Origin of the sequence: Actinomadura rayongensis, from assembly GCF_009831215.1 — a bacterium.
GTDB classification, from domain to species: Bacteria; Actinomycetota; Actinomycetes; order Streptosporangiales; family Streptosporangiaceae; genus Spirillospora; species Spirillospora rayongensis.
In genome coordinates, this window is the sequence record NZ_WUTW01000003.1 from 430,658 (window position 1) to 449,734 (window position 19,077).

At 72.5% G+C, this 19,077-nt stretch carries 21 protein-coding genes; 12 read left to right on the top strand and 9 right to left on the bottom strand.

What is annotated here, in order from left to right; all coding sequences use genetic code 11:
• Positions 1-7: 7 nt before the first annotated feature.
• Positions 8-1,471, bottom strand: a complete 1,464-nt coding sequence (locus GQ466_RS18840) for a flavin-containing monooxygenase (protein ID WP_161104270.1) — start codon at positions 1,469-1,471, stop codon at positions 8-10.
• An 89-nt stretch (positions 1,472-1,560) separates the two neighbouring features.
• Between GQ466_RS18840 and GQ466_RS18845 the strand changes: the two genes are divergently transcribed.
• A complete protein-coding gene (locus GQ466_RS18845) occupies positions 1,561-2,169 on the top strand; it encodes a TetR/AcrR family transcriptional regulator (RefSeq protein WP_337193538.1) in 609 nt (202 codons plus the stop codon).
• Here GQ466_RS18845 and GQ466_RS18850 read toward each other — a convergent pair.
• The gene (locus tag GQ466_RS18850; protein ID WP_161104271.1) at positions 2,157-2,825 is read right to left on the bottom strand and encodes a TetR/AcrR family transcriptional regulator; all 669 of its coding nucleotides are present in this window, start codon (positions 2,823-2,825) and stop codon (positions 2,157-2,159) included. The genes GQ466_RS18845 and GQ466_RS18850 overlap by 13 nt on opposite strands.
• Positions 2,826-2,929: 104 nt before the next feature.
• Between GQ466_RS18850 and GQ466_RS18855 the strand changes: the two genes are divergently transcribed.
• Together GQ466_RS18855 and GQ466_RS18860 are read left to right on the top strand one after the other, a co-directional pair.
• Complete coding sequence (locus GQ466_RS18855) at positions 2,930-4,039, top strand: diiron oxygenase (protein ID WP_161104272.1); 1,110 nt, start codon at positions 2,930-2,932, stop codon at positions 4,037-4,039.
• 20 nt (positions 4,040-4,059) lie between these two features.
• Positions 4,060-5,007 carry an AurF N-oxygenase family protein gene (locus tag GQ466_RS18860; RefSeq protein WP_161104273.1) on the top strand — a complete coding sequence of 316 codons (948 nt, stop codon included), beginning with the start codon at positions 4,060-4,062 and terminating at the stop codon, positions 5,005-5,007.
• On the opposite strand, the gene GQ466_RS18865 is transcribed toward GQ466_RS18860, so the two are convergent.
• On the bottom strand, positions 4,985-5,662 hold the full coding sequence (locus GQ466_RS18865; RefSeq protein WP_161104274.1) for a 4'-phosphopantetheinyl transferase superfamily protein: 678 nt from the start codon (positions 5,660-5,662) through the stop codon (positions 4,985-4,987). The genes GQ466_RS18860 and GQ466_RS18865 overlap by 23 nt on opposite strands.
• Positions 5,663-6,022: 360 nt before the next feature.
• Positions 6,023-6,757, bottom strand: coding sequence for a hypothetical protein (locus tag GQ466_RS18870; RefSeq protein ID WP_161104275.1), 735 nt, complete (start codon positions 6,755-6,757; stop codon positions 6,023-6,025).
• A 123-nt stretch (positions 6,758-6,880) separates the two neighbouring features.
• On the opposite strand from GQ466_RS18870, the gene GQ466_RS18875 reads away from it, so the two are divergent.
• From GQ466_RS18875 to cds1, 3 genes are all read left to right on the top strand, one after another.
• Positions 6,881-8,401: an ATP-dependent DNA ligase gene (locus tag GQ466_RS18875; protein WP_161104276.1), complete on the top strand. Its 1,521-nt coding sequence runs from the start codon at positions 6,881-6,883 to the stop codon at positions 8,399-8,401.
• A 75-nt stretch (positions 8,402-8,476) separates the two neighbouring features.
• A complete protein-coding gene (locus GQ466_RS18880) occupies positions 8,477-8,842 on the top strand; it encodes a hypothetical protein (protein WP_161104277.1) in 366 nt (121 codons plus the stop codon).
• Between the two features lie 35 nt (positions 8,843-8,877).
• Entirely contained in the window at positions 8,878-9,981 is a 1,104-nt protein-coding gene (gene cds1 / locus GQ466_RS18885) for an L-cysteine desulfhydrase Cds1 (RefSeq protein ID WP_161104278.1), read from the top strand.
• On the opposite strand, the gene GQ466_RS18890 is transcribed toward cds1, so the two are convergent.
• On the bottom strand, positions 9,956-11,260 hold the full coding sequence (locus GQ466_RS18890) for a M50 family metallopeptidase (RefSeq protein WP_161104279.1): 1,305 nt from the start codon (positions 11,258-11,260) through the stop codon (positions 9,956-9,958). The two genes, cds1 and GQ466_RS18890, sit on opposite strands and share 26 nt — an antisense overlap.
• 55 nt (positions 11,261-11,315) lie before the next feature.
• Positions 11,316-12,080 (bottom strand): FadR/GntR family transcriptional regulator, encoded by a 765-nt coding sequence (locus tag GQ466_RS18895; RefSeq protein WP_161104280.1) that lies wholly within the window; start codon positions 12,078-12,080, stop codon positions 11,316-11,318.
• Between the two features lie 269 nt (positions 12,081-12,349).
• Here GQ466_RS18895 and GQ466_RS18900 point away from each other — a divergent pair, with 269 nt between their 5' ends.
• Positions 12,350-12,688 (top strand): hypothetical protein, encoded by a 339-nt coding sequence (locus GQ466_RS18900; protein WP_161104281.1) that lies wholly within the window; start codon positions 12,350-12,352, stop codon positions 12,686-12,688.
• A 53-nt stretch (positions 12,689-12,741) separates the two neighbouring features.
• Here GQ466_RS18900 and GQ466_RS30895 read toward each other — a convergent pair whose 3' ends face one another.
• Positions 12,742-12,951, bottom strand: coding sequence for a hypothetical protein (locus tag GQ466_RS30895; protein WP_202420728.1), 210 nt, complete (start codon positions 12,949-12,951; stop codon positions 12,742-12,744).
• Positions 12,951-13,811: a mycothiol conjugate amidase Mca gene (gene mca / locus GQ466_RS18905; protein ID WP_161104387.1), complete on the bottom strand. Its 861-nt coding sequence runs from the start codon at positions 13,809-13,811 to the stop codon at positions 12,951-12,953. Before mca ends, GQ466_RS30895 begins: the two co-directional genes overlap by 1 nt.
• Positions 13,812-14,012: 201 nt before the next feature.
• Between mca and GQ466_RS18910 the strand changes: the two genes are divergently transcribed.
• Positions 14,013-14,420: a DUF4307 domain-containing protein gene (locus tag GQ466_RS18910; protein WP_161104282.1), complete on the top strand. Its 408-nt coding sequence runs from the start codon at positions 14,013-14,015 to the stop codon at positions 14,418-14,420.
• 209 nt (positions 14,421-14,629) lie between these two features.
• Positions 14,630-15,127 (top strand): transcription elongation factor GreA, encoded by a 498-nt coding sequence (gene greA, locus GQ466_RS18915; RefSeq protein ID WP_161104283.1) that lies wholly within the window; start codon positions 14,630-14,632, stop codon positions 15,125-15,127.
• A gap of 54 nt (positions 15,128-15,181) precedes the next feature.
• Here the strand turns inward: greA and GQ466_RS18920 are convergent, their stop codons facing one another.
• Positions 15,182-15,658: an Lrp/AsnC family transcriptional regulator gene (locus GQ466_RS18920; RefSeq protein ID WP_202420729.1), complete on the bottom strand. Its 477-nt coding sequence runs from the start codon at positions 15,656-15,658 to the stop codon at positions 15,182-15,184.
• 120 nt (positions 15,659-15,778) lie between these two features.
• On the opposite strand from GQ466_RS18920, the gene hppD reads away from it, so the two are divergent.
• From hppD to GQ466_RS18935, 3 genes are all read left to right on the top strand, one after another.
• Positions 15,779-16,870, top strand: a complete 1,092-nt coding sequence (gene hppD, locus GQ466_RS18925; RefSeq protein ID WP_161104284.1) for a 4-hydroxyphenylpyruvate dioxygenase — start codon at positions 15,779-15,781, stop codon at positions 16,868-16,870.
• Between the two features lie 93 nt (positions 16,871-16,963).
• Positions 16,964-17,434, top strand: a complete 471-nt coding sequence (locus GQ466_RS18930) for a DUF4190 domain-containing protein (RefSeq protein ID WP_161104285.1) — start codon at positions 16,964-16,966, stop codon at positions 17,432-17,434.
• A gap of 56 nt (positions 17,435-17,490) precedes the next feature.
• A complete protein-coding gene (locus GQ466_RS18935) occupies positions 17,491-19,056 on the top strand; it encodes a M1 family aminopeptidase (protein ID WP_161104286.1) in 1,566 nt (521 codons plus the stop codon).
• Positions 19,057-19,077: the final 21 nt, after the last annotated feature.

The following is a 19,077-nucleotide window of genomic DNA, read 5'->3' on the forward strand; positions in this document are numbered from 1 at the left end:
TCGGCCGTCAGTAGGTGAAGGTGTAGTCCTCTTCCTTCGCGCGGCGGGTGCCGGCCCAGAACTCGAAGGTGTGGCCGGGCCAGAGGGTGCGGTTGACGCCGTTCTCGTCCAGGTACCAGGACTGGCAGCCGCCCTCGTTCCAGACCGCGCGGCGCAGGCGGCGGTGCATGCGGTCGTTGAACGCGCGCAGCGCCTCGGGCTTGGGCTCCAGCGCGTCCGCGCCCTTCTCCTGGAGCAGGCGCAGGCAGGACAGGACGTGCTGGATCTGCACCTCGATCATGAAGACGACGGAGTTGTGGCCGAGGCCGGTGTTCGGGCCGAGCAGCATGAACAGGTTCGGGAAGCCCGGGATCGTCGTGCCCCGGTAGACCTCGATGCCGTTCGCGAACGCCTCCTGGATCTTCAGGCCGTCGCGGCCGACGATCCGCTGCTCGGCGACCGCGTCCGTCACCTTGAAGCCGGTGCCGTAGATGATGCAGTCGACCTCGTACTCGCGGCCGTCCGCGGTGACGACGGAGTTCTCGCGGACCTCGGCGATGGCGGACGTCTCCACGTCCACGTTCGGCCGGGTGAGCGCCGGATAGTAGTCGTTGGACAGCAGCACCCGCTTGCAGCCGATCGTGTAGTCCGGCGTCACCTTGGCGCGCAGCTCGGGGTCGGCGATCTGCCGCTTGATGTGCCAGCGGGCGAGCTTCTCCATCGGCAGCGACAGGCGCGGGTCGATGGTGAAGCCGACCGCGCGGGCCTCCAGCGTCCAGTAGATGGACGAGCGCAGCGCGCGGGCCGCGCCGGGCACCTTGGCCAGGGCGGTCCGGACGGCCGGCGGGATCGGCCGGTCCGGCTTCGGCTGGATCCACGGCGGCGTCCGCTGGAACAGCACGAGGTGGTCGGCCTGCTTGGCGACCTTCGGGACGAACTGGATCGCCGACGCGCCCGTCCCGATCACGGCGACGCGTTTGCCTGCCAGGTCGTAGTCGTGGTTCCACTCGGCCGAGTGGAAGGCCGTCCCCTGGAACCGCTCGATGCCCGGCAGGTCCGGGTAGGACGGGACGTGCAGCGCCCCGACGCCCGACACGACGGCCTTCGGCGTCAGCACGGACCCGTCGGCGAGCGTCACGTTCCAGCGCTTGGCCGCGTCGTCGTACTCCATGCTCTCGACGGCCGCGCCGAAGCGGATGTGGTCGCGGACGCCGTACTTGTCGGCGGTGCGCTCCAGGTAGGCGCGGATCTCGGGCTGGGGGGCGAACATGCGCGTCCAGTCCGGGTTCAGCTCGAACGAGAACGAGTACATGTGGGACGGGACGTCGCACGCGCACCCCGGGTAGGTGTTGTCGTGCCAGGTCCCGCCGAGGGCCTCGCTCTTCTCCAGGATGACGAAGTCGTCGAACCCGGCCTTGCGGAGCTGGATGCCCATGCCGAGTCCGGCGAAGCCCGACCCGACGATCACGACGGCGGGGGTGCGCTCGTTCATGTTCTGCCTACCTTCTCCCCGGTTTTCCTACTCTCAGTAAGTTACTATGAGTAGGCTACTCCCGGTAGGTCCGATCGGAGGGAACCGCTGTGAGCACCGCCACGCCGCCGCCCCGGCGCCGCCGCATGTCGCGGGCGGACCGCGAGCGGCAGATGCTGGACGTCGCCGAGGAGATCTTCGGCGAACGGGGCTACGCGGCGACGTCGATGGACGAGGTCGCCGAGCGCTGCGGCGTCTCCAAGCCGATGATCTACGAGTACTTCGGGTCCAAGGAGGGCCTGCTCGTCGCGTGCATCGCCCGGTCGCGGGCCGAGCTGTTCGACGTCACCCACAAGGCGATGGCGGGCGCCACCGACCCGAAGGACATCCTCACGCGCGGCATGACGGCCTACTTCGAGTTCGTCGGCTCGCACAGCCGGTCGTTCGCGACGCTGCTCACCGACCACGGCGGGCCGCCCGAGAGCGTCGAGGCGATCCGGGAGACGCGGGCGCAGCAGAGCGACCTCATCGCGGGCGTGCTGCGGACGTTCGCGCCCGCGCTCCCCGAACCGGAGCTGGCCGCGTTCACCGAGATCATCATGGGCGGCAGCGAACGGCTCGCGCTGTGGCAGACCGGACGGCCCGACGTCGCCGCCCGCGACGCCGCCGCCTACATGATCGACTTCTGCTGGCAGGGCCTCGCGCCCTACGTGGCCTGACCGTCGCTTCGGCGCGGCAGCCGGTCGATCGCGTCCAGCAGCAGGTCGAGCCCGAACTCGAAGTCGGCGTCCGGCTCGCGGCGGGCCAGCGCGGCGGCGCTCGCGCTGACGTGCGGGAACCGCTCGGCGTCCAGGTCCTCGAACTTGTCCGGACGGTTCCCGAGCGCCTTGGCCATGCCTGCCTCGCGCAGCTGCGTCCCGAGCGTGTACGCCATGAGCGCACGGGTGACGCGCACGGCCGTCTGCTCGTCGAAGCCCGCCGCGGCGGCGAGCGCGAGCGCCCGCTCGGCGGGCAGCAGCCCCACCATGCTCTCGATCCGCTGGGTGAGGACGATCGTCATGCAGCGCGGGTAGTCCGCCGCGATCTTGCGGAACGCGCGGGCGAGCGCGCGGGCGCGGTCGGCCCAGTCCTCGGCGGGGTCGAACGACAGGTCCATGCCCGCGACGACGTGCTCGGCGACGCCGCTCAGCAGCGCCGCCTTGTTCGGGACGTGGTTGTAGAGCGACATCACGGCGACGTCCAGCTCCGCCGCGACGGCGCGCATGGACAGGGCGTGCTCGCCGTCGCGTTCGATGAGGTCCACGGCGGCCCGGACGATCCGGTCGCGCGTGAGGACGGCCCGGGGCGGCGTGGCGGACGTCACTCGTCTCGGCATCGGGTCGGGTCTCCGCTTCCGTTGACAGGGTAAGTGGCCCATGACACGGTGACGTACAACGTACGTACGTACATCGTACGCCAGCGCTCCCCCAGGAGGCGGCCGTGTCGACCCACGACCTCTACATCACCCCCGTCCCCGAGTCCACCCGCGAGGTCACGCCCGCGGGAAGCACGCGGTTCACATGGGAGTACGACGACGGGCGCGAGAAGCTGCTCGCCCTGTACCAGAAGGGCAAGGACCGGCAGTGGGACTCGGTCAAGCGCATCGACTGGGACCTGGACGTCGATCCGTACAACGTCCTCGGCATCCCCGACCAGTCGCTGGCCATCTACGGCACGAAGTACTGGGACAAACTCAGCCCGAAGGAACGGGCTGAGCTGCGGCGGCACTCGGCGTCCTGGCAGTTCAGCCAGTTCATGCACGGCGAGCAGGGCGCGATGGTCACCGCCGCGAAGATCGTGGAGACCGCGCCGGACCTGGACGCCAAGTTCTACTCCGCCACCCAGACGATGGACGAGGCCCGCCACGTCGAGGTCTTCGCCCGCTTCCTCCAGGACAAGATCGGGCTCGTCTACCCGATCAACACCAAGCTCCAGGACCTGCTCGCCGAGACGCTGACCGACTCCCGCTGGGACATGCCGTTCCTCGGGATGCAGGTGCTCATCGAAGGGCTCGCGCTCGCGGCGTTCGGCGTCATGCGGGACGTCACGACGCAGCCGCTCCCCCGCCAGATCCTCGCCTACGTCATGCAGGACGAGGCCCGCCACGTCGCGTTCGGCCGGATGGCGCTGCGCGACCTCTACCGCGACCTCTCCGCCGCCGAGCGCAAGGACCGCGAGGAGTTCGTGATCCAGGGCTGCCACCTCATGCGCGACCGCATCCGCAGCCGCGAGGTCTGGGAGAACTTCGGCCTCGCCACCCCCGAGGTCCGCAAGCTGATCGACGAGTCCCCGTACATGCGGATGTTCCAGAGCCTGCTGTTCAGCCGGATCGTCCCGTGCGTGAAGGACATCGGCCTGTGGAGCCCGAGGATCCAGGAGACCTTCGCGGAGATGGGCGTGCTGGACGCGTCCCGCGCCGACCTGGACGCCCTCATGCGCGGCGACGAGGAGATCGCCGACCGCCTGGACGCCGAGCGGTTCGCCGCCGAGGAGGCCGCCCGCAAGGCCGAGGTGGACGCCGTCATCGCCGCCGAGGCCGCGTCGTCCTGACCCCCCGCGAGGAGGAGAGCATGCCCACCACCGCCCCCGAACGCACCGCGGTCGTCCGCTGCCGCGACGGCGACCACACGCTCGCGCTGACCGACCGCGACGCCGTCGCGCGCCGCCTGCTGGACGCGTCCCGCAAGCACTCCTTCGATCCCGACGTGGACGTGGACTGGGACGTCCCGCAGGACCCCGACGTCTACTACCTGCCGCCCGTCCTCGTGTCGCTGTACGAGACGCCGCTGTGGGACGGCCTGACGCACCGGCAGCGCGTCGAGCTGTCCAAGCGGGAGATGGCGAGCATCGCGTCCTTCGGCATCTGGGCCGAGTTCATGCTGATGCAGGCGCTCGTCCAGCACTGTCACCGGCACCGCTACGACAGCGAGCACGTGGCGTACGCGCTCACCGAGATCGCGGACGAGTGCCGTCACTCGATCATGTTCGGGCGGATGGTCCGGACGTTCGGCCTGCGCACCCACCGGCCGAACGCGCTCCAGTACTCGGCGGGCGTGGTGTCGGGCGCGGTGTACGACCCGCTGGTCAAGTTCGCGGGGACGCTCGTCGTGGAGGAGTTCACCGACGCGTTCCAGCGGCTCAGCTTCCCCGACGAGGAGATCCAGCCGCTCGTCCGGCAGGTGACGCGGATCCACGTCATCGAGGAGGCGCGGCACATCCGGTACGCGCGCGAGGAGCTGAAGCGGCTGGTCGCCGCGGCGTCCGCGCCGCGCCGGCGGCTCGCGGCGGCCGGGCTGGCGTACGCGACGCGGCTGATCACCTCGCAGGTCGTCCATCCGTCGTGCTACACGGCGGTGGGCCTGGACCCGCGCGCGGCGCGGCGCGCGGCGGCGGCCAGCCCGCACCGCCGCGCGACGCTCGCGTGGTCGTTCCGCAAGTGCACCGCGTTCCTGGACGAGGTCGGCTACCTGGACGGACCCGCCCGGCGGATCTGGGTCAACGGGGGTCTGCTGGAGTGAACGGCCGCTCCTCCACCGGGACGTCGGCGGGCTGGTCGAGCAGCGCGAGGCACGCGGCGTACCCCGGACCGGGATCGAGCGTGCGCATGGTGATCCTCCCGACGAGTTCGGGCCGTCCGGACCAGTCGAGCAACTGGGGGTTTTCGGAAGGACCGGAAACCCGCAGCTTCGTCATCGGCTCGCGCAGTCCGTCTCCGGTGGCCTTGAGAAGGGCCTCCTTGCGCGTCCAGTAGGCGAGCAGTTCGGTCTCGCCGGACCCCCGCTCCCCCTCGGCGAGGACGTGGTCGGCGAAGCTGTCGTTCAGCCGTCCGGAGGCCTCCTCGACGTCCACGCCGAGCGGCCCGTGCGGGGACAGGGCGAGGACGACCCGGTCGCCGGAGTGCGAGATCGACAGGTGCGGGCCGCCCGGGATCACCGGCCGGCCGTGCGGCTGGTCGCAGTCCGGGCAGGTCCGGTCGACCGGGACGGCCGCGGGCGCGACGCCGAGCCGGGCACCGACCGTGATCCGGGTGAGCGCGACGCCGAGCGTGAAGCGGTCGCGGTCGGCGTCGCGGAGGTACTTGGCGCGCCGCTCCTTCTCGACCGGGTCGAGCAGTGCCGCGTGGGCCGGTCGCACCGCGTCCAGCGACGCCCACCAGACGGTGACTGGTTCCACCCCGACTCCCATTCCGGCGGCGCCGCCGCCCATTCCCGAGCACACCTTCAGTACATCTCAGACTATTTCGTATATATCGGACCGACGGGAAGCACCGAGGCCGCCGGACCCGTGCGGCCCGGCGGCCTCGCGGCGGAGTACCCGCCCCTTCACCTGGGGTTATCTACACCCAGGACACTCCCGCGCGTTGTGCGGTCACGACGACGCCTCCTCCTCCCCTTGGCGTGTCGAGCACCGGCCGCGCCGTGCCAGCCTGCGACGGCCGACGGCGACCGGCGCTTCCCTCCCCTTTCACGAAACAACCTTAGAAGCGAGGGACTTCTCTTATGCCATGATCGGCCGATTGAGGTCATAAATGGTTCACCGAAAACCCGCCAGCACTTCCCGCGCCGCCCCCTCGGCGTTCGCCAGGCACGCGCGCCGCGCGGCGGCCGGCCCGCCGCTCTCCGGGGCCGCCTCGCTGTAGGCGACGGTCAGCACGACGTTGCGGACGCGGACGGTGACCTGCCCGGTCACGGTGCTCGGCGGCTCGTCCACCGTGAACCAGTGGAACGCCTCGTCGCCGAGCCCGTCGATCCGCTCCAGCGTGAGCGTCCGCTGGGCGGGCTCGCCGGTCGCCTGGCGCAGCGCGGCGGCGAAGGTCTGCCGGGCGGCGCCGGACGGATCGCCGCCGGTCGCCGCTACGAGCCGTTCGTCCACCGTCAGCCACCGGTACCGCTTTCCCGGCGCCGTGAACGTGCAGGTCGCCGTGGCCGCGTCGGTGTGCCGCCGGGACGTCGCGCCCGGGACGAGCCGGTCCAGCGTCGCGCGGCCGACCCCGGCGCAGGGATCGCCGAGCCGCGTGATCGGGGCGCCCGGAGGCGGCGCGGCCGAGTGCGACGGCACGGCGGACGGCGGCGGAGGGCGCCGCTCCCCCGATCCCCCGCCGGGCATGAGCACGAGCGCGACGCCCCCGGCCAGGACGACGGCCGCCGCCGTGAGGACGAGCGGGAGCGCGCGCGGACGGCGCGGTCCCCGGGGCCGCTCGGGCCCGGAGTAGACGCGCTCGAACCGCTCCTGCGGGCGCTTCGGCCCGATCCCCGATCCTTTTCCCACCACCACCCCTTTTGGCGAGCCTTACCGCATTTTTCCCAACGACCTACGCACCGAAAAGGCGATCCGGTCACCGTCCCGCACCCGGACGATCCGAGTGTCGTACCTGCGCTCCACAATGGGAACGTGCTGCTCTCCGAGATCGCGCGAACGTCCGGGACGGTCGCGGGCACCGCGTCGCGGCGCGCCAAGGCCGCCGCGCTCGCCGCCTGCCTGCGCGACGCGGAACCCGCCGAGGCCGCGACCGTCGTCGCCTACCTGTCCGGCGAGCTGCCGCAGCGGCAGATCGGGGTCGGCTACGCGGCCCTGCGCGACCTGCCCGCGCCCGCCGCGGACGCCACGCTGACGGTAGCCGAGGTGGACGCCGCCTTCTCCGCCATCGGCGCCGTCGCCGGGCCGGGGTCGGTCGCGCGGCGGCGGGAGCTGGTCGCGGCGCTGTTCGCCCGCGCCACCCGGGACGAGCAGTGGTTCCTCGTCCGGCTGCTGTCGGGCGAGCTGCGGCAGGGCGCGCTGGACGGGGTCATGGCCGACGCCGTCGCGGGCGCCGCCGCCGTCCCGGCCGCCGCCGTGCGCCGCGCGGTCATGCTGCGCGGCTCGCTCGGCGCCGTCGCGACCGCCGCGCTCGCGTCCGGGGAAGAAGGGCTGGCCGCGTTCGGGCTGGAGGTCGGACGGCCCGTGAAGCCGATGCTCGCCGCGTCCGAGCCCGACCTGCCCGCCGCCCTCGCCCGCCTCGACGGCCCCGCCGCCGTGGAGTGGAAGCTCGACGGCATCCGCGCCCAGATCCACATCACCGGCGGCGAGGTCCGCGTGTTCACCCGCACGCTGGACGAGATCACCGTGCGGCTGCCCGAGGTCACGGCCGTCCTGTCCCGGCTGCCGGTGCGCGACGCGGTGCTGGACGGCGAGCTGATCGCGCTCCGCCCCGACGGCACCCCGCACCCGTTCCAGGTCACCGCCGCCCGCGCCGCCACCCGGCGCGCCGAGGGGCCCGTCCCACTGTCGGTGTTCCTGTTCGACGTCCTGCACCTGGACGGCGAGGACCTGCTCGACCGTCCGGGCACGGAACGGCACGCGGCGCTCGCCCGGGTCGTCCCCGAGGAGCTGCGGATGCCGCGCCTGGTCACCGCCGACCCCGCCCGCGCCGCCGACCTGTTCGCCGAGGCCGTGGAGCGCGGGCACGAGGGCGTCGTCGTCAAGTCGCTGGACACGCCCTACACGGCCGGGCGGCGCGGCGCGGGCTGGATCAAGGTGAAGCCCCGCCACACGCTCGACCTCGTCGTCCTCGCCGCCGAGTGGGGGCACGGGCGGCGGCGCGGCTACCTGTCCAACCTGCACCTCGGCGCGCGCGACGCGGCGACCGGGGAGTTCGTCATGCTCGGCAAGACGTTCAAGGGCATGACCGACGAGCTGCTGGCCTGGCAGACCGAGCGGCTGCGGGAGCTGGCCGTGGACGAGGACGCGCACACCGTCCGGGTGCGGCCCGAGCTGGTCGTGGAGATCGCGTTCGACGGCGTCCAGCGCAGCACCCGCTACCCCGGCGGGATGGCGCTGCGGTTCGCGCGCGTCCTGCGCTACCGGCCGGACAAGCGCGCGGCGGACGCCGACACCGTCGAGACCGTGCGCGCCGTCGCCCCGGTGATCGACTGAGGTTTTACCTGTCGGTCCCGGACGGGCCGGGCGCGCTCCGCGAGGATGGTCACCCGGTGTCGTACGGAGGTGACGATGGGTACCCGCATGGCGATCATCCTGCCGGCCGCGCTCGCCGGGGCCGCGCTCGCGGCGCCGACGATCGGCGCGGCCCTCGGCACGGCCGCGCTGGCCAGTCCCGGGCCGGACCGGGTGTGCCCGCCGCCGAACAAGGTGCCGCCCGCCGCTGGGACCCGGGACACGGCCGCCGCGCCCGAGCCCCGGCCCGTCTACCACCCGCTGGTGCTGCGCGGCGGCCCCGAGCGGCCCGAGCCCCGTCCGGCGTACCGGACGCGGGAGCGCTGCCCGGTGCTGCTGCCGTTCACCGCGCCGGGCCCGCGCTTCCAGGTCGGGACGCCGAACGCGCCGTCGTGGTTCGCGTTCCCCGCCCGCGCCCGGTGAGCTGACGCTTCAGGGCGGCTCAGTACGCTGCGGGGATGGGCCACTTCGCCGACCGCTGCGACCCCGGCCGCCGCGCGTGGATCGCCGAGGCCGTCCGCGTCGTCGAGGCCGACGCCAACCGCAGCGCCGACACGCACCTGCACGTCTTCCCGCTGCCCGCCGCGTGGGGCGTCGACCTGTACCTCAAGGACGAGTCCGTCCACCCGACCGGGTCGCTGAAGCACCGGCTCGCGCGGTCGCTGTTCCTGTACGGCCTCGCCAACGGCTGGATCTGCGAGGGCACCACGATCATCGAGGCGTCCAGCGGGTCGACGGCGGTCAGCGAGGCGTACTTCGCGCGGCTGCTCGGGCTGCCGTTCGTCGCGGTCATGCCCGCGTCCACCAGCCCGGAGAAGATCGCGCTCATCGAGTTCTACGGCGGGCGCTGCCACCTCGTGGACGACCCGTCGGCCATCTACGCCGAGTCCCACCGGCTGGCCCGCGAGTGCGACGGCCACTTCATGGACCAGTTCACCTACGCCGAGCGCGCCACGGACTGGCGGGGCAACAACAACATCGCCGAGGCCATTTTCGAGCAGATGGCGCTGGAGCGGTATCCGGAGCCGTCCTGGATCGTCGTCGGGGCCGGGACGGGCGGGACGTCCGCCACCCTCGGCCGCTACGCCCGCTACCGCCGGTTCGCCACCCGCGTCGCCGTCGTGGACCCCGAGGGCTCGGCGTTCTTCGACGCCTACGAGCGCGGCGCGACCGACGGCACCGCGCCCGGCTCGCGGATCGAGGGCATCGGGCGCCCGCGCGTCGAGCCGTCGTTCCTGCCGTCGGTGATCGACCGGATGATCCGGGTGCCGGACGCCGCGTCCGTCGCCGGGATGCGCTGGGCCGCCGAGGTCACCGGGCTCGGCGTCGGCGGCTCCACCGGCACGAACCTGTGGGGCGCCGCGCTGCTCATCGCGGAGATGGTCGAGCGCGGCGAGCGCGGCAGCGTCGTCACGCTGATCTGCGACGGCGCCGACCGCTACGCCCACACCTACGGCTCGGACGCGTGGCTGACGCAGCAGGGCCTGGACGTCGCGCCGTACCTGGCCGGGCTGCGCGCCTTCCGCGCGACGGGCGCTAGCCCGACAGCCGGATCGGGTTGAACAGGTCCGCGTAGATCAGCAGCCCGCCCATGACGATCAGGACCGCCGCCATGACGTAGGTGACGGGCAGCGCCTTGGCGACGTCCACCGGCCCGGGGTCGGGACGGCTGAACACCCGCGCGAACGCCTTCTTCAGCGCCTCCAGCAGCGCGCCCGCCATGTGCCCGCCGTCCAGCGGCAGCAGCGGGATCAGGTTGAACAGCCCGACCGCGAGGTTCAGCGACCCGATCAGGCTGATCAGCAGCCAGACCTTGGTCTTCACCGGCTCGTGCGCCGCCGCGACCTCGCCGCCGAGCCGGCTGACGCCGACGACGCCGATCGGGCCGTTCGGGTCGCGCTTCTCGCCGCCGAACGCCGCGTGCCAGACGCCGACCATCCGCTGCGGCATCCGCACCAGCGCGCCCGCCGTGTGGGACGTCAGCTGGCCGATGTAGCGGGCGACGGCGCCCGGCCCCTGCCGCTCGTAGGCGACGTGGGTGACCGGGGCGATGCCGAGGTACCCGACGGTGACGGTCTTGTTCTCGTCCTTCAGGTCGGGCATCCGGTTCGGGATGATCGAGACGCGCGTGGTGACGTCCGCGCCGTGGCGGCGCAGCCCGAGCGTGACGGTCCTGCCCGCCGACTGCCGGATCAGCTCCTGCACCTGCGCGTAGTCGGTGACCTTCCGCCCGTCGAAGGTGACGAAGGTGTCACCCGCCTGGAGGCCCGCCTTGGCGGCCGGGGTGAGCGGCGCGTCGGACGGGCACGTCTCGGCCGTGGACGTCGCCGGGACGACGCACTTGGCGACGCTGCTCACCACCGGGTCGGTCTTGAGCGTCTGCGCGCCGAGCCCCATCAGCAGGAACGCGAAGATCACGACGGCGAGCACCAGGTTCACGGCCGGGCCCGCGAACATGATGATGAGCTTCTGCCACCACTTCTTGCTGTAGAAGACGCGGTCCTCGTCGCCGGGCCGCACCTCTTCCAGGGCCGCGCCGCGCGCCGACTCGATGAGGCCCTGCCACGGGCCGGTGCTGACGCTGCGGACCTTGCCGGACGCGTCGCCGCGCCGGGGCGGCAGCATCCCGATCATGCGGATGTAGCCGCCGAGCGGGATCCACTTGACGCCGTACTCGGTCTCGCCCTTGGTCTTCGACCACAGCGTCGGGCCGAAGCCGACCATGTACTGCGGGACGCGGACGCCGAACAGCTTGGCGAACGAGAAGTGCCCCAGCTCGTGCAGCGCGATGGACACCAGCAGGCCGAAGAAAAGGATCAGCACACCGGCCAGCCAGATCATGCGCGTCGCCCTCCGCGATCTTCAGGAACGTCCTCAGCGTACGTCATGCGCGCGGCTAGCCGAGGAAGCCCCGCAGCAGCGACGCGGTGGCCTCCAGGTGCTCGGCGACGGCCGTCCGGGCGGCCACCGGATCGCCGAGCAGGACCGCGTCCACGATGGCCGCGTGCTGGGCCGCGGCGTGCTCGATGTTCGGGCCGAGGACGGGGATCGCGTTCAGCAGGTCGGTCACGCGCATCCGGGCGTCGGCGCACGCGTTGGCCAGCAGCCGCGAGCCCGTCAGCTCCGCGATCGTCAGGTGGAACACCGTGTCGAGGCGCCGGTACTCGCCGGGCCGGGCCGCGTTGACCTCCGCCAGCCGGGTGCGCAGCAGCGTCCGCTGGTCGGAGCTGAGCGACGAGGTGGCGAGGGCCTCGACCGCGCCGGTCTCCACGGCCATCCGGAAGGTCAGCGTGTCCGACAGGCGGTCGCCCATGCGCGCGACGGCGCGGCGCAGGTCGTCCTCGCGGGGCTTGGGCCGCCGGTAGACGACGAACGTGCCGCCCGACCGGCCGCGCCGCGACTCGACGTAACCCTCCTGCTGGAGGACGTGGATCGCCTCGCGCAGCGTGACCCGGCCGATGCCGAGCAGCGGCGCCAGCTCGCGCTCGGGCGGCAGCCGGTCGCCGTGGTCCAGGACGCCGAGCTTGATCGCCTGGAGCAGCCGCTCGACCGTCTCCTCGAACGCGTTGCCCGATCGGACGGGCCGGAACACGGCGGCGGCCGTGACGCCGGACGGCGCCGGGAGCGGCGACGGTCCCCGGCCGTCGGTCGTCCGTTTCATCAGGCTTCCTCGGTCGCTCGGGACCGGCGGGGCCGCCGGGACCTCCTGTCTACCAGGGGCGCGGCGCCGCTGAAACCCCGTGGGAGGCGAGTGTTGGCTGGTGTCGGGGAGACGGGAGCATGGCTTGTCCGGAGCGTCCTGTTACGTCCAGATGGCTCGGAAATGTGTGCCCAGGTGCTAAAACGCCGTCCGCGTTTGTTCGGGAGGGCCGGTATCGGAGGGAAGCCCGCGCCGCGCATCATGGCGCTCCCACCCGCAGAGAGGCACCCATGAACCGCAGTCATCTCGCCGTCGCCGCCCTCGTTCCGGCGCTCGTCCTCGGTCTCGCCGGCTGCGGCGGCTCCGGCGGAGGGGAGAAGGCGGCGGCCCCGAGCGGAACCGCGCCCACGGCCGCCGGCACCCCGGCGAGCCCGCCGTTCCCGACGCCGTCGACCAGCGCGGACATCAAGAAGGCCGCCGACAAGTTCACCGCGTGCATGAAGCAGCACGGCGTCGTCCTGCCGAGCCCCGGGCCGAGCGCGTCGGCCTCGGCCAAGCAGGACGCGCAGAAGGTGCAGGAGGCGACGCGCGCCTGCCTGTCGGAGATGACCGGGCAGACGCCCAAGTAGGACCCGCGGGTCTCCGCCCCCCACCGCGCCGGGGGACGGGGACCCGTTCCGCGTCAGCGGGGGTTCTCGGCGGGGGCCTCGTCCGCCTCCCACAGCTCCTTGTTGCGCGCGGCGTCGATGCGCCGCAGCCGCTTGTTCATCGAGCGGACGAGGAAGACCAGCGCGACCGCGAGCAGCAGGAACACCCCGAAGCCGAGCAGGCCCGGGGAGACCGTGTCGTCGTTCAGCGGGATCGCGTGGACGGGGACGGCGAGGGTTCGCACTACGAAAACACCTTCTCCCGGACGCCGGCGAACAGGTCGTCCTCCGGCACCTCGGTATCGACCAGGGACCTGGCCAGATGGTAGTCCTCGGTCGGCCAGTGCTCGCGCTGGAGGTCCAGCGGGACCTGGAACCAGAACCCGTTCGGGTCGATCTGGGTGGCGTGGGCCAGCAGCGCCCGGTCGCGGGTCTCGAAGTAGTCGCCGCACGGGACGCGGGTCGTGACCTGCCACGGTGGCGGGGCGTCGTCCTCGGCGAACCGGGCCAGCCACTCGGCGTAGGGCGACTCCAGGCCCGCGCCGACCATGGCGTCGTGCAACGCGAGCGTCCGCTCCTTGCTGAAGCTCATGTGGTAGTAGAGCTTGAGGGGCTGCCAGGGCTCGCCCGTCCCGGGATAGCGCTCGGGGTCGCCCGCCGCGTCGAACGCCTCCACCGACACCTCGTGGCACTTCACGTGGTCCGGATGCGGGTAGCCGCCCTTCTCGTCATAGGTCAGCACGACGTGCGGGCGGAACTCGCGCATCGCCCGCACCAGCGGCTCGGCGGCCGTCTCCAGCGGCTCCAGCGCGAAACAGCCCTCGGGCAGCGGGGGCGGCGGGTCGCCCTCGGGGAAGCCGGAGTCCACGAAGCCGAGCCAGCGCTGCTCGACGCCGAGGATCTCCCGGGCGCGCGCCATCTCCTCGGTGCGGACGCGGCCGATGTCGGCCTCGATCTCCGGCCGGTCCATCGCCGGGTTCAGGATGCTGCCGCGCTCGCCCCCGGTGCAGGTGACGACGAGGACGTCCACGCCCTCGGCGGCGTAGCGGGCCATCGTCGCCGCGCCCTTGCTGGACTCGTCGTCGGGGTGGGCGTGCACCGCCATCAGCCGCAGCCGGTTCCCGGCCCCCGGGCTCGGGTCGGGGGCGGCGCGGTCCAGGGCCTCGGTCACCGTGGGACTCCCTCGTCAACGCGATCGTGGAAACGTCAGGACGCGCCGGAGGGGCACCCCGGTTCGGAGCATCCGGCGCGGCAGACGAGAATTGTCCATGACAACGCCCGAACCCCGCAGAGAGATTCCGACGCGATGACCCTCAGCGCACCGTCCGGACCGGCGACCGACCCCGCGGCCCCGGCCCGGGACAAGCGCGGTCTCGGCCCGCTGGGCTGGATCGTGATCGGCGGGCTGACGGCCGTCTTCGCGGCCGGCTGGGCGGTGATCTACGCGAACGTCGGGCAGACGCCGGGCATCTCGGCCGAGGCCACGGCCTGGAACATCCGGAGCGCGTCCGCCGTTGACGTCTCGTACACGGTGGTCAAGCCGAAGGACGAGCGGGTGCGGTGCGTGGTGGACGCCTTCGACGCCAACTTCGAGGTCCTGGCCCGACGCGAGGTGATCGTCCCGGCGGGACGCGAGCGCCTCGCCGCCGAGCAGACGCTGACCACGCCGCGCAAGGCGACCGGGGCGCGGATCCGGGACTGCCGGACCGTCTGATCCCGGGACCGTTCCCGCGCTCGGCGCCCCACCGGCGAAACGCCAGGTGAAGCCGAACGCCGTGGACGGATTGCGAACCACCCGTTAAGGGAACCTTTACCCGCACGCACCGGATAGGCTTGAGATTTCATCCGGCCGCACTTGCCGGCGATGTGAGCCCCCGCCCGTCCGGGGCGTGCGACGATCGCACCATGTGATGAGGAGTACCCGTGACCGAGACCCGCGCTGACAACGTCACCTGGCTCACCCAGGAGGCGTACGACCGGCTCAAGAACGAGCTGGACCATCTGTCTGGCCCGGGGCGCACCGAGATCGCGAAGAAGATCGAGGCCGCTCGCGAGGAGGGCGACCTCCGGGAGAACGGCGGCTACCACGCGGCCAAGGAGGAGCAGGGCAAGATCGAGGGCCGCATCCTCCAGCTCCAGGGCATCCTGGAGAACGCCCGGATCGGTGAGGCGCCGCGCGCCGAGGGCGTCGTCGGCCCCGGGATGACGGTCACCATCGCCTTCGAGGGCGACGACGAGGAGGTCACGTTCCTGCTCGCGTCCCGCGAGGAGAGCGGGCCGATCGACGTCTACTCGCCGAAGTCCCCGCTCGGCGCCGCGATCAACGGCAAGCGGGTCGGCGACAAGGCCACGTACTCGCTGCCGAACGGCCGGAGCATGACGGTCGAGATCCTGGACGCCACCCCGTACCAGGGGGGCTGATCGCAGGACCCCCGACGGACCCGCCGCGCGCGCCGCGGCGGGTCCGTCGTCGTTTCAGGGCTGCTGCGCGGCGGCGCGGACGAGCGGGAGCGTCCGGTGCGGGATCTGGTCGGCCAGCGAGATCACCGTGGACGCGCGCTCGACGCCCCGCACCGCGACGATCATGTCGATGACGCGCTGGAGGTCGCGGTTGCCGCGCGCGACGACGCGGCAGAGCATGTCGGCGGACCCGGTGATCGTGTGCGCCTCGATGACCTCGGGGACTGCGGCGAGCCGCGCCGCGACCGGGTCGTGCCCCCGGCCCTGCGCGAGCTGGAGCGTGACGAACGCCGTGACCGCGTAGCCGAGCGCGGCCGGGTCGATCTCCGGGCCGAAGCCTCGGACGACGCCGGTGCGCGCCAGCCGGTCCAGCCGGGCCTGGACGGTCCCGCGCGCGACGCCGAGCCGCCGGGACGCCTCCAGCACGCCGATCCGGGGCTCGGCGGCGAACAGCTCCAGGACGCGGGCGTCGAGGGCGTCGATCGGGGACATGTCCTCTCCCGTGGTCAGTCTGTGCAGATCGTCCGGTGGATTCGTGCGTTGGCTGGGCAGGTTGTCCAGTGTTTCCGACTACTCTTGCGCACTCTGCCGTGCGTTGTCGACATTGGGGTCATGGATGACTTCCCGGTGCTGGGCATGGACGCCGTCGTGTTCGCGGTCGGCAACGCGCGTCAGGCCGCCCACTTCTACTCGACCGCCTTCGGCATGCGCCGCGTCGCCTATCGCGGCCCCGAGAACGGGAGCCCGGACGAGGCGGTGCACGTCCTGGAGTCCGGGACGGCCCGGTTCGTGCTCCGGGGACCGGTGCGCGCGGGCACCGATCTCGGCCGCCACGTCGCGGCGCACGGCGACGGCGTGACCGACCTCGCCATCGCGGTGCCGGACGTCGCGGCGGCCTACCGGCACGCGCTGGAGCGGGGCGCGACCGGCGTGGAGGAGCCGCACGTCCTGGAGGACGAGTACGGCAAGGTCGTGCTCGCGGCCGTCGCGACGTACGGCGAGACCCGCCACTCGCTGGTGGACCGGTCCAACTACAGCGGCCCCTACCTGCCGGGATTCGTCGCCGCCGATCCCGTGGCCGCGGCGCCGGACCGTCCGTTCTTCACCGGCATCGACCACTGCGTCGGCAATGTGGAGCGCATGGACGAGTGGGCCGACTACTACCACCGCGTCATGGGCTTCACCGACATGGCCGAGTTCGTCGGCGACGACATCGCCACCGAGTACTCCGCGCTCATGTCCAAGGTCGTCGCGGACGGCTCGCGCCGCGTCAAGTTCCCGCTCAACGAGCCCGCCGACGGGCCGCGCCGCTCCCAGATCGACGAGTACCTGGAGTTCTACGGCGGTCCCGGCGTGCAGCACATCGCGCTCGCCACCGACGACATCCTCGCGTCGGTGGACCGGATGCGCGCGGCGGGCGTCGCGTTCCTGTCCACGCCCGCGTCCTACTACGACGACCCCGAGCTGCGCGCCCGGATCGGCGAGGTGCGGGTGCCGGTGGAGGAGCTGCGCTCGCGGGGCGTCCTCGTGGACCGGGACGAGGACGGCTACCTGCTCCAGATCTTCACCCAGCCCGTCCAGGACCGTCCGACCGTGTTCTACGAGCTGATCGAGCGGCACGGGTCGCTCGGGTTCGGCAAGGGCAACTTCAAGGCGCTGTTCGAGGCGATCGAGCGGGAGCAGGAGGCGCGCGGGAACCTCTAGCGGGTCACCGGCGGGCAACCTTTGCCCTGGCGGCGGCCCAAGTCCTGGTCAACCGGTGCCGTCCGGCCGGTGCGTTGGGGGACTTCTACCGATATGACGCAACCGCCGCATGATTCTGGACAGCCCGGGGACCAGCCCGAGCAGCCCCGGCCGCCGTCGTACTCCCGCGACCCCAACTACCCGCAGTACGGGGAGCAGCAGCAGAACCCGTACGGCGGCCAACAGCCCTACCCGGGCGGCAGCCCGTACGGCGAGCAGCAGCCGCCGTACGGCAACCCGTACTACGGGCAGCAGCCGCCCGGCGGGGACGGCCGCACCGAGCCGCTGGCGATCTGGAGCCTCGTCGCCGGGATCGTCGGGCTGTTCACCTGCGGGATCCTCTCGCTCGTCGCCGTCGTGCTCGGGCACCTGTCGATCCGCAGGATCCAGGCCACCGGACGGCGCGGACGCGGCATGGCGCTCGCCGGGCTCGTCCTCGGCTACCTCGCGCTCGTCGGCTGGATCATCTACTGGATCCTCGTCCTCGTGGCCGGGACGCACGGCGGGCACAGCGGACGGTACTGATCGCCGTCCGGTAGATCCGAGTTGCCGCGCCTGTCACGAACCGGCAGGCTTGGCCCGTGTCCTCGCCAGTAGCACCGCCACCGCCGGTCCGTCCCCGGCCCCGCCGTCCGGCCCTGCGCGGCGCCGCCGCGGCCGTCGCGCTCGGCTGCGTCGCGGCGCTGGCCGGCTGCCGGGCGGTCGCGACCGACCCGGCGTCCGAGCCGCCGCCGGACGTGGCGTCCGGGCCCGGCGGGCAGGCGTCGGTCGGGGACCCGTACACGCCGGGCGACGGGAACGGCGGCTACGACGTCCAGCACTACAAGCTGACGCTGGCGATCACGCCCGGCGGGCCGAAGGAGCTGGACGGCACCGCGGAGATCACCGCGAAGGCCACCGAGCAGATGAACCGGTTCGACCTGGACCTCACCGGGCTCGACGTCGCGTCGGTGACCGTGGACGGGGCGCCCGCCCGGTTCGTCCGGGACGGCACCGAGCTGGTCATCAGCCCGGCGCGTCCGCTGAACAAGGGCGCGACGTTCGTCACCAGCGTGAAGTACTCGGGGACGCCGCGTCCGGTGACCGACCCGGTCCTCGGCCGCTACGGCTGGATCCGCACGCCGGACGGCGTGTTCGTCGCCTGCCAGCCGAGCGGCGCGCACACCTGGTTCCCGTCCAACGACCACCCGTCGGACAAGGCGACGTTCGAGTTCGTCATCACCGTGCCCGAGGGCCTGACCGCCATCGCCAACGGCGAGCCGACGTCGCCGATCCCGAGCAGCGGCGGTGGAACGCCCCAGGTACCGACGCAGCCGGGCGTCCCGCCGTCCACCGACCCGGGCGGCGGCCCCGCCATCGTGCCCGCCGGGTTCCGCCGGGGGCCGTCCACGACCACGTGGAAGGTCACCGACCCGATGCAGACCTACCTGGCGACCGTGGACGTCGGCCGCTTCCAGGTCCGCACCGGCCGCACGCCCGCCGGGATCCCGGTGATCACCGCCGTGGACCCGACCGTGCCGGGCGCCGACCTCGACGCCTTCCACGCGCTGAACATCGCCGTCACCGACGAGTGGACGCGGCGGTTCGGCGCGTTCCCCTTCACCTCCAGCGGCGGGCTCATCGACAACGCCTCGGTGGACTTCGCGCTGGAGACCCAGACCCGTCCGGTGTACGGGTCGTTCGGGCTGCAGCAGTCCGTCGTCGCGCACGAGCTGGCCCACCAGTGGTTCGGCGACAGCGTCGGGCTGCGCCGCTGGCAGGACATCTGGCTGAACGAGGGCTTCGCCACCTACGCCGAGTGGATGTGGAACGAGAAGGCGGGCGGGCCGAAGGTCCAGCAGCAGTTCGACAGCGTCTACAAGAACCCGAACGCCGGGGAGCTGTGGGAGGTCCCGCCGGGCAACCCGGGCCGCCGCGACCTGTTCGGCCGGTCGGTGTACGACCGGGGCGGCATGACGCTGCACGCGCTGCGCCTCAAGGTCGGCGACGGCACCTTCTTCAAGATCCTCCAGACCTGGGCCAAGGAGCACCGGCACGGCACGGGCACGACGCCGGAGTTCATCACGACGGCGGGGAAGGTGTCGGGCAAGAACCTCGACTCCTTCTTCAAGTCCTGGCTCTACGACCGAGGCCGCCCCAAGCTCTGAGTCCAAGGGCTCAAGGGGTGG